Here is a 10,245-nt window from a genome sequence, read left to right on the forward strand (position 1 = left end):
CGCCGATCAGGCGACGGTATCGGTCGAGATCGGCGCCGGCACCGTGGAGGTCAACGGCAGCTTTGACGTCACCAACCATGGCGGTTCGGCCGGGTATCACAACACCTACGGCTATTACGTCATGGACGAGAACGGCCATCCGACCGCTGGCGAGATCATCTGGAAGGATGTCCACGACAGCAACGGCCAGACGGTGACCATCGAGGGCGTCGATCCCGACAGCGTCGGCTTCTTCATCATCCCGAACGGCGATCAGAACGCCTCGATCCAGAACGGCTCGGACGTCACCTTCTCGCAGGATGCATCCGGCCGTTGGCAGGTTCTCGACGGCAACGGCCAGGTGCTGAGCGGCACCGGCACCAAGGTGCTGTTCGACAATGCCTCGCTCAACTCGGACGGCCTCGGCCACATGGTCGATACCAGCCAGGACGGCGGCAACCAGAACTGGGAAGATCTGAACGGCGGCGGCGACAACGACTTCAACGACCTCAACATGACGGTATCGTGGAACGAGGCCGAACCGACCTCGACCCACGAGGTCAACGTGTCGGCCAACTTCTCCGACATGGACGGTTCGGAGAGCCATTCGGTCGTGCTGTCCGGCCTGCCGGCCGGAGCGGTGCTGATGCAGGACGGCGTCGCCCTGGTTCCGGGCGCCGACGGTTCCTACAGCCTTGACCCGGCCAATCTCGACGGCCTGACCGTCACCACCCCGCCCGGCTTCACCGGCGAGTTGTCGGTGTCGGTCAATGCCGTCAGCGTGGATGGCGATTCGGTCGCCACCGCCACGGCCAGCGCCGAGGTCACCCTGGATCTCGGCAACGAGACTCCCGATGCCGGTGACGCCGAAAGCGTCACCACCATCACCGGCAATGCCGTGACCGGTCAGGTCGAAGCCACCGACGCCGACGGCAACCAGCTCAACTTCGCCCTGGCCACCGGCAATGACGGACCGCAGCATGGCAGCGTCGTGCTCAACCCCGACGGCACCTTTACCTATACGCCCACCGGCAACTTCATCGGCAGCGACACCTTCAAGGTGGTGATCGACGACGGCCACGGCGGCACCACCACCGAGACCGTGACGGTCAATGTGGAAAGCAACAACCAGGGGCCGATCGCCACCGACGACAGCACCATCGACATGGTCGCCCAGGGACCGGCGCTTGCCGTCGACATCGGCGAAGCGGTGGTGACCGAGGGCCAGGACGGCGCGGCCGCCCGTTGGGACGGCCTTGCCGCCATGACCGACCCGACCACGGCGACGACCACCACCAATTACGGGACCGATCTCAATTCCAACTACGGCGGCACCAGCAACGCCGATCTAGTTGGCGTAGGCCGCGACAACAACGCCAGCATCAGCACCGGCAACGGTGACGATCAGGTGACCATCGGCCGCGACGTCAACGGCAATATCGACCTGGGCAACGGCGTCAACGCCCTCGACGTCGGCGACGACGTCAACGCCTCGGTCTCGGCCGGGTCCGGCAACGATACCGTGCGGGTTGGCGACGACCTGAACGGCAACATCAATCTCGGCAATGGCGACAACCGGCTGGAGGTGGGCGGCGACGCCAACAGCTCCATCACCGCCGGCTCGGGCGACGACGACGTCAAGATCGGAGGCGACGTCAACAGCCAGATCAACCTGGGGTCCGGCAACGACGACCTTCACATCGGCGGCGACGTCAACGCCAGCATCAACGCCGGCCAGGGCGACGACCGCATCCTGGTGGGCGACGACGTCAGCGCCAAGATCGACCTGGGGTCCGGCAACGACTATCTGGAGGTCCGCGACAACACCTGGGCCAGCATCGATGCCGGCCAAGGCGACGACACCGTCATCCTGGGCGGCGATATTTCCGCCAAGGTCGACATGGGCACCGGCGACGATCACCTGACCATCACCGGCCAGAACCTGTGGGCGACGGTGACCGGCGGCGCCGGCAACGATTCCATCGAATTGACCGGCGTCACCAAGGCGCAATGGGATGCCAACGCCAACGGCATAAAGAACTACGTCAAGGATTTCGAGAACATCAAGTTCTCGGACGGTCAGGTCATCGGCGACGCCTCGGCGTTCACCGGCGGCGAGTCGACTCCGGACACCTATGAATATCCGCTGACGGTCACGGCGGCCCTCAACGATACCGACGGTTCGGAAAGCCTGTCGGTGGTCACCATCGACAACCTGCCGGCCGGCGCCACCCTGATGCAGGGCGACACCACGCTGACCGCCAACGACGACGGCACCTATTCCATCCAGGTGGCATCGGGCCAGCCGGTGGAACTGACCGTGGTCAGCAACGAACCGCTGGACCTGTCGGGCCTGACCACCTCGGTCACCGCGACCGAGGCCAATGGCGGCGACACCGCCACCACCACGGTGACGGGCGAGGGCGGCAATGCCGGCGAAACGATGGTCGACGAAAGCATCGCCACCGCCGAGGACCGGGCCCTGACCCTCAACGCCTCGGACCTTCTGGCCAATGACAGCGATCCGGATGGCGGCACCTTGTCGATCACCGGCGTCGGCAACGCCACCAACGGAACGGTCTCCATGGACGAGACCGGCGCGATCACCTTCACGCCCGATCCCGACTTCCACGGCACCGCCACCTTCGAATACACGGTGAGCGACGGCCAGGGCGGCACCGACACCGCCACGGTCACCATGCGGGTCGACGACGTCAACGACGCGCCGGTGATCGAAAGCGTCTCGGGCGGCAGCGGCTTCGAGAACACCGCGATCACCGGCGGCATCGAAGCGTCCGACGTCGATGGCGACAGTCTCAGCTTCACCCTGGCCGGCGGCAATGACGGGCCGCAGCACGGCAGCGTCGAACTCCAGCCGGACGGCAGCTTCACCTATACTCCGGCCACCAATTACGTCGGCGAGGACAGCTTCACCGTGATCGTCTCCGACGGGCGCGGCGGCACCACCTCCGAAACCATTACCGTCACGGTGGCCGAGGCCAATGCCGCGCCGGTGATCGACGCATCGCGCACCACCGCGACGGTGACCGTGGATTACTCGGCGGCCAACACCTCCAATATCGGCAAGGTGGCGGCCACCGACGCAGACGGCGACCGCCTGACCTATACGGTCCTGGACGGCGATCAGAACGGCAGCCTCTATCTCGATGCCGACAGCGGCTCGTTCTTCTACAACGCCGACGACACCACCTGGAGCGGAACCGACGTGTTCTCGGTCCAGGTCAGCGACGGTCAGGGCGGACTTACCACCCAGACCATCACCGTCAACGTCACCGGCGGATCCGGCGGCGGCAGCCAGAGCGCCGGCCATGTCATCGGCTGGGGCAATGGCGGCGGCCGTGAGGAGAGCTGGGGACCGGACGGGTCGTGGACGGTCGGCGGCAGCGGCGGCGGCCATGCCAACAACGGCTATGGCAACGGCGATCAGGACGCCCCCGGCAATTCGGGCGATCACAACAACGCCGAGAATGGCGGCAGCAGCGGCGGCGGTCGCGGACGTGGCGGCAGCAGCGGCGGCGGTCGCGGACGTGGCGGCAGCAGCGGCGGCGGTCGCGGACATGGCGGCAGCAGCGGCGGCGGTCGCGGACATGGCGGCAGCAGCGGCGGCGGCCACGGGCATGGCGGCAGCGCCGGCGCTGTCGTGCAGGCCAGCGACGACGGCACCAACTGGGGCAAAGGCTGGCGGGCGGTCGATGTCGGCAACGAGGGCCATTCCGGCACCGGCGACACCATCAGCATCAAGGGCTATAACCGCCACGACGAGACCTACAGCGGAAATGAGGGCGATACCCTGGTCGGCGCCGAAGGCCGCGATTACATGTCGCTGGAAGGCGCCGATGGCCAGCAGAAGATCTCCGGGTTCGATCACATCCAGCTTGGCGACGGCGATCATGTCATCCTCGACATGACCACGACCCGCTATGATTACGGCGACCTGACGGTGGCCGGCGGCAGCGGCCATGACGTGATCTGGTCGGCCGGCGGCGATGATCTGCTGGTGGCCGGCAACGGTGGCAACACCATCCACGGCGGCGGCGGCGACGATACCATCGTGGCCGGCGCGGGCGCCGACGACCTGATGGGCCAGGACGGCTCCGACCTGTTCCTGTTCGACTTCGGCACCGGCCACGACGTGGTCAACGGCGGCGCCGGCGGCAACTGGACCGACACCATCGACCTGTCCACCAACATGGAGGCGGGCGCCACCATCACCATCACCGCCGGCGACAACAGTTGGACGGTGCAGTCGGATGGCGACAGCCAGTCGGCCGGCACCATCCAGCTTGGCCAGGACAAGGGCGGCACCATCACCGTTCATTCCGATCAGGGCGATCAGACCATCGAGTTCACCAACATCGAGGCGATCAAGTTCTGATCCTGGCGTGGCATTATCCGAGGGCTCGTCGACCGCAAGGCCGGCGGGCCCTTTTTCTTGCGCGGAGAGGCAAATGACCGAGGGGGAGCAACCGGCACGCCCGCCGCCCAGCCTTGCCGGCTGGCGCTTCGTCCACAGGCTGGTGGAGACGGATTTCTCGGACATATGGCTGGCCGAGGACATGAGGCTGGGCCGCCGGGTCGCGGTGAAGATATTCGCGCTGAAGCTGGACGGGAACGGAACCCGGCCGCCGTTCGACGCGGATGAATGGCGCCGCCGCTTCATCCAGGAAGCCCGCCTGCTGGCCCGGTTCGATCACCCCCACATCATTCCGGTGGTGGCCCTGGACCGCCTCGACGACGGCCGGCCGGCCATCTTCATGCAGGCCCTGTCGGGATCATTGCGCAGGGAAATCGGCACCGACGACTTCGAACCGGAGGCCGTGGCCGCAATGGGAGAGAGCGAACGCCCCCGCGCCGCCAGCCCGGCCAGGACCCGCCAGGTGCTGCTGGAACTGCTGTCGGCCCTGGTGGCGATTCACGGCAAGGGCATCGTCCATCGCGACATCAAGCCGCGCAATCTGCTGCTGTCCAACGGAACCGGCAGCCGGATCAAGCTGATCGATTTCGGCATGGCGAAAGCGCCGGACGAGAAGCCCGCCGCCGAACCGTTCTGGATCGGCACCCGCGACTATATCAGCCCTGAACAATATGCCGATTCCGCCCAGGCGACGGATCGTTCGGATATCTTTTCCGTGGGAGTGATCGGCATCCGCATGCTGACCGGCAGCTTCCCCGATCGGGAAAAGCTGCGGGCGGTGCAAGGATTGCCGCCGGCTTTCGCCGACCTGCTGTGCCGGGCGCTGTCGTACCGGGCCGGGCAGAGGCCCTCCGCCCTGGAGATGGCGCGGAATCTGGCGGCGATTCCCCTGCCCCGGCCGGAATGACGGCGGCGGCATCACCCGGCGTCCCCGGTCAGGGGACGTCGTCGAACACCACCTTGTTCGGCATCAAGCCCCTGGCGACCAGGAAATCCAGCAGGGGCTGGCGGTGCCTGTCGCGGAATCCAGGCAGCCAGTCGACCTCGTGCGATTGCAGCATATAAGCCTGGAACTCGTTGATCATCAGGTCTTCGTTGGCGGAATCGTACAATCCGTGAAGATGGGACCGGAAGGCGTTGCGCTGCCTGGGATTCAGCGACCTGTGCCAGAACTCGCCGATGGCGTTGCGATAGGCGTCGTCCGAGAAGTACTGGGCATGCAGAAGCTCATGCTCGATGATCTCCAGATTGCCCCATGGAGCGGCGATGACCGAGGTCGCGCCAAGCTCGGCCTCCAGGCGAGGCAGCACCTCCAGCAGGAAGGCGCGCTCGACCGGGCTGCATGCCGGACCGCGCGACGGCATTTCCAGGCAGCGCCGCTCGGCGAACGCCTCCAGGTCGCGGAACCGCAGGTCGATCCCCAGGATGCTGCCGTCACGGCGGTCGCCCTTGCGCGGGCCTTCCACGTCCCATACGGCGGAAGCGAAAATCTGACGCATCAGCATGGAATGGGAGAACAGGCACAACGCCGCGCCGGGATGTCCGACCACTGGCGCACATTCGTAATGGTTCCACTGCCGCTGCCGCAGCCGTTCGCCCCAGACCTTGAAGGCGGCGCCGTCGGTGGCGGAAACCGGCGTGGCATGGATTTCCACCGTGAACGGCGGCTTCTCCGCCGCCGCCTCGACCTTCAGTCCGGAACAGCCGGCGAGCCAGAGCGTCACCGGAACAATCAAAGCCAGCCGACGCGGCATTGCCCAGGCCCCCCGTCTCATTCCTCCGGCGGAACCTCGCGCTTCCTGCCGTTCTCGCCGATGGCGACATAGGTGAAGATGGCGCTGGTCACCTTGACCAGGGCGTCACTGCCGCCGTGGCGGCGAACCCAGGCCTCGACCCGGATGGAGATCGAGGTGCGGCCGACCCGGATGATCTCGGTATAGCAACTGACCTCGTCACCCACATAGACCGGCTGGTGGAATTCCATGCCCTCGACCGCCACGGTGGGACAATGCCCCTTGGCGCGGCGATAGGCATGGGTGCCGCCGGCCAGATCCATCTGGCTGAGCAGCCAGCCGCCGAACACATGCCCGAACGGATTGGTGTCGGCGGGCATGGCGATGGCCCGGGTCGACAGGCGGCCGCGAGGGGCGCTGCTGATTTCAATGCTCTCGCTCATGAGGGAACCTGGACCTTACAATATGTTGTGGTTAACTTTGGCGAGGCTACAGCATGCGCTTGCGCCACGCCAACACATTCCTATAATGCCCGCCATGTCCGATCTGTTCCAGACGCTTGCCCCCAAGGGCGCCGAATATTCCGCCAAGGATATCGAGGTCCTCGAAGGCCTCGAACCCGTCCGCCGCCGTCCCGGCATGTATATCGGCGGCACCGACGACCGGGCGCTGCATCATCTGGTGGCCGAGGTGCTGGACAACGCCATGGACGAGGCGGTGGCCGGCCACGCCAGCTGGATCGAACTGGAACTGATGGCCGGCGGCCTGTGCACCGTGCGCGACAACGGCCGCGGCATTCCCATCGACCCGCACCCCAAGTTTCCCGACAAGAGCGCGCTGGAGGTGATCCTCACCACGCTGCACTCGGGCGGCAAGTTCGGCGGCGACGCCTACAAGGTCTCGGGCGGCCTGCACGGCGTCGGCGTGTCGGTGGTCAACGCCCTGTCGGACAGCCTGGTGGTCGAGGTGGCGCGCGAGCGGACGCTTTACACCCAAAGCTTCTCGCGCGGGGCGCCGCTGGGACCGCTGCAAAAGGTGGGCGCGGTCCACAACCGCCGGGGCACCAGCGTCACCTTTCATCCCGATCCGCAAATCTTCGGCGAACGCGCCCATTTGCGGCCCGGTCCGCTCTATCGCATGGCGCGATCCAAGGCCTATCTGTTCCGTGGCGTCCAGATCCGCTGGAAATGCGATCCGGCGCTGATCAAGGACGGCGACGAGATTCCGGCCGAGGACACGCTGCATTTCCCGGGCGGCCTGTCCGACTTTCTCAAGGCGGTGCTGAAGGACCGGCCGCTGATCACCCGCGACCTGTTCCAGGGCACCGCGCCGCTGTCCGACGACATGGGGCAGGTGGAATGGGCGGTGGCGTGGCCCGACGATGACGAGGACGGCTTCGTCAACACCTATTGCAACACAGTGCCTACTCCCGACGGCGGCACCCACGAGGCCGGATTCCGCAACGCCCTGACCCGTGGCCTGCGCGGCTATGGCGACATGGCCGGCAACAAGAAGGCGGCGCAGATCACCGCCGAGGACGTCATGGGCGGCGCCTCGGTCATGGTCAGCCTGTTCATCCGCGATCCCCAGTTCCAGGGCCAGACCAAGGAGAAGCTGGCCAGCCCCGAGGCGACAAGGCTGGTCGAGAACGCGGTCAAGGATCACTTCGACCACTGGCTGTCGGGCGACAAGGCCTCGGCCGCCGCCCTGCTGACCAAGCTGATCGAGCGGGCCGAGGACCGCCAGCGCCGCCGTCAGGCCAAGGAGATGAGCCGCAAGACGCCCACCAAGCGCCTGCGTCTGCCCGGCAAGCTGGCCGATTGCTCGCGCTCGGTCAATGTCGGCACCGAACTGTTCCTGGTCGAGGGCGATTCGGCCGGCGGCAGCGCCAAGTCGGGCCGCAACCGCGAGACCCAGGCCATCCTGCCGCTGCGCGGCAAGATCCTCAACGTCGCCTCCGCCTCCATCGACAAGCTGCGCCAGAACCAGGAACTGAAGGACCTGATGGAGGCGCTGGGCTGCGGCGTCCGCGACCAGTACGACGACGAGAAGCTGCGCTACGAGAAGATCATCATCATGACCGACGCCGACGTGGACGGCGCCCACATCGCCTCGCTGCTGATGACCTTCTTCTACCAGGAAATGCCCGACCTGATCAGGAACGGTCACCTTTATCTGGCGCTGCCGCCACTTTATCGGCTGGCGCACGGACAGACCGTGATCTATGGCCGCGACGACGCCCACAAGGAAGAGCTGCTGAAGACGGTGTTCGCCAACAAGAAGAACGTCGAGATCAGCCGCTTCAAGGGCCTGGGCGAGATGCCGCCCTCGCAGCTCAAGGAAACCACCATGGACCCGGCGAAGCGGACCCTGCTTCGCGTCACCATCCCCTCCGGCCGCACCGAGGAGGACCACGAGGAAGCCAAGGAGGTCGCCCGGCTGGTGGAAAGCCTGATGGGCCGCAAGCCGGAACTGCGCTTTCAGTTCATCCAGGAACGGGCCAGATTCGCCACCGACCTCGACGTGTAGGGCTGTGTAGGCCTGGGCATAAGGTGAGAATTCTGGCCATAAGATGAGAATGGCCTGTGAGGCCTTACCGGGGCCGGATTCTCTCGAGATTGGGGCGTAATCCGGGCGTCACGACCTACACTCCATACGTGATCAGCATACGCTGATGTCCAACTGAGCCCATTGTCGGCAATGACCACGTTGGGCCGGAAGCGGAAGGGCGGGTTTTGGGGATGGGGGCGGTAAAGCGGACCTTCGGGATATGTGCTGTGGCACCGTAACTCCACTTTTTCCGGTCTTGTTGGTCTGGCAGCTTGGGATGCCAAGGCGCGGCCACGCCTTGTCGGCTGGCTACCCATCGTATAAGCTTGCGGCCAAGCACGATAGAACACACCACATATGGTGCGGAAACGAGGAGGGAAGATGTCTACGCTAAAGTGGGAAAACCTTCTGTCTTGCGAGCGTAGGCGGCGGAGTTCGACCCCCGTCAAGGCCGTGGGCTCTAGAACCGAGATCGAACGTGACTTTGATCGGATCCTGTTTTCAGCACCCGTGCGGCGCCTCGCAGACAAGACGCAGGTTTTCCCGCTTGAGAAGAATGATAGCGTGCGGACGCGCCTGACCCATTCGCATGAGGTCGCAAACTTGGCGAGAAGCATCGGCACTCACTTGGCCTTCTCGGTCCTAGGGCTGCCTCCCGGGATTAATTCACAGCGCAACGTCCCCGCACTGCTGGCCGCTATCGGGCTTGCCCATGATCTCGGGAATCCGCCGTTTGGTCATCAAGGAGAAACAGCAATCCAGCGGTGGATAAAAAAGAATGAGAGCAAGCTATTTGAACCGCCAGCCAATGCAGGTTCCGGCAATATCGATGACCTCAAGACAGACTTAGAAAATATCACACCGGCGATGCGTGCCGACTTTCTGAAATTTGACGGAAATGCACAGACGTTCCGGTTGCTTACTCACCTGCAAATTATAACAGACGGATATGGGCTAAATCTGACCTATGCCACTCTCGCAGCTCTTCTGAAGTATACCGTCTCCTCGGACAAAGCTGGTGCGACGGATAACAAGAGTGCAAAGAAGCCTGGGTTCTTCCAATCGGAGGCAGATGTCGTAAAGGAAGTTTGGGCGCATACTGGCCTGAATGAGGGTATCCGCCACCCCCTGACCTTCATTATGGAGGCATGCGACGATATCGCCTATTCGGTCATAGACGTTGAGGATGCTGTGAAGAAAGGGCTCGTGTCCTTCAATGATGTTATCCAATTCCTCCAGGACGTTGACGATGTCGTTGCAAAAGATGTGGTTAATAATTCACTGAATGATTATCAAGAAAACCGGAAATTTGAGCTCTCTCCAGCCGAGCTTAATGATGTATCCATGCAGAAGTTCAGGGTTCATGCAATTGGGGCGATGGTGAATGCAATTATTGAAGCATTTTCAACGCACCGAGAGCAGATGCTCGATTGTTCATTTAAGGACACATTGATGGGCGTGAGCAAAGCGAGATTACTTTGTAAGGCTCTTAAGAACTTTGCATTGGAAAGAGCGTACCGTCACAAGTCCGTCTTGAAGATCGAATTA

6 protein-coding genes are annotated in these 10,245 nt (G+C 64.1%); 4 read left to right on the forward strand and 2 right to left on the reverse strand.

Translation table 11 applies throughout. The annotated features are described in order from the left end of the window. On the forward strand, window positions 1–4,375 hold a 4,375-nt coding region (locus tag MTBSS4_RS15845; RefSeq protein WP_173984377.1), incomplete at its 5' end, for a tandem-95 repeat protein. Between the two features lie 73 nt (window positions 4,376–4,448). Continuing rightward, window positions 4,449–5,321 (forward strand): serine/threonine-protein kinase, encoded by an 873-nt coding sequence (locus tag MTBSS4_RS15850; protein ID WP_173984378.1) that lies wholly within the window; start codon window positions 4,449–4,451, stop codon window positions 5,319–5,321. A gap of 28 nt (window positions 5,322–5,349) precedes the next feature. On the opposite strand, the gene MTBSS4_RS15855 is transcribed toward MTBSS4_RS15850, so the two are convergent. After that, window positions 5,350–6,138 carry a hypothetical protein gene (locus MTBSS4_RS15855; protein WP_173984379.1) on the reverse strand — a complete coding sequence of 263 codons (789 nt, stop codon included), beginning with the start codon at window positions 6,136–6,138 and terminating at the stop codon, window positions 5,350–5,352. A gap of 47 nt (window positions 6,139–6,185) precedes the next feature. After that, window positions 6,186–6,590, reverse strand: coding sequence for an acyl-CoA thioesterase (locus MTBSS4_RS15860; RefSeq protein WP_173984380.1), 405 nt, complete (start codon window positions 6,588–6,590; stop codon window positions 6,186–6,188). A gap of 94 nt (window positions 6,591–6,684) precedes the next feature. Between MTBSS4_RS15860 and parE the strand changes: the two genes are divergently transcribed. After that, on the forward strand, window positions 6,685–8,676 hold the full coding sequence (gene parE, locus MTBSS4_RS15865; protein ID WP_217425558.1) for a DNA topoisomerase IV subunit B: 1,992 nt from the start codon (window positions 6,685–6,687) through the stop codon (window positions 8,674–8,676). A 402-nt stretch (window positions 8,677–9,078) separates the two neighbouring features. Beyond that, on the forward strand, window positions 9,079–10,245 hold a 1,167-nt coding region (dgt, locus tag MTBSS4_RS15870; protein ID WP_173984382.1), incomplete at its 3' end, for a dGTP triphosphohydrolase.

It is taken from the genome of Magnetospirillum sp. SS-4 (assembly GCF_902729425.1).
GTDB lineage: Bacteria > Pseudomonadota > Alphaproteobacteria > Rhodospirillales > Magnetospirillaceae > Phaeospirillum.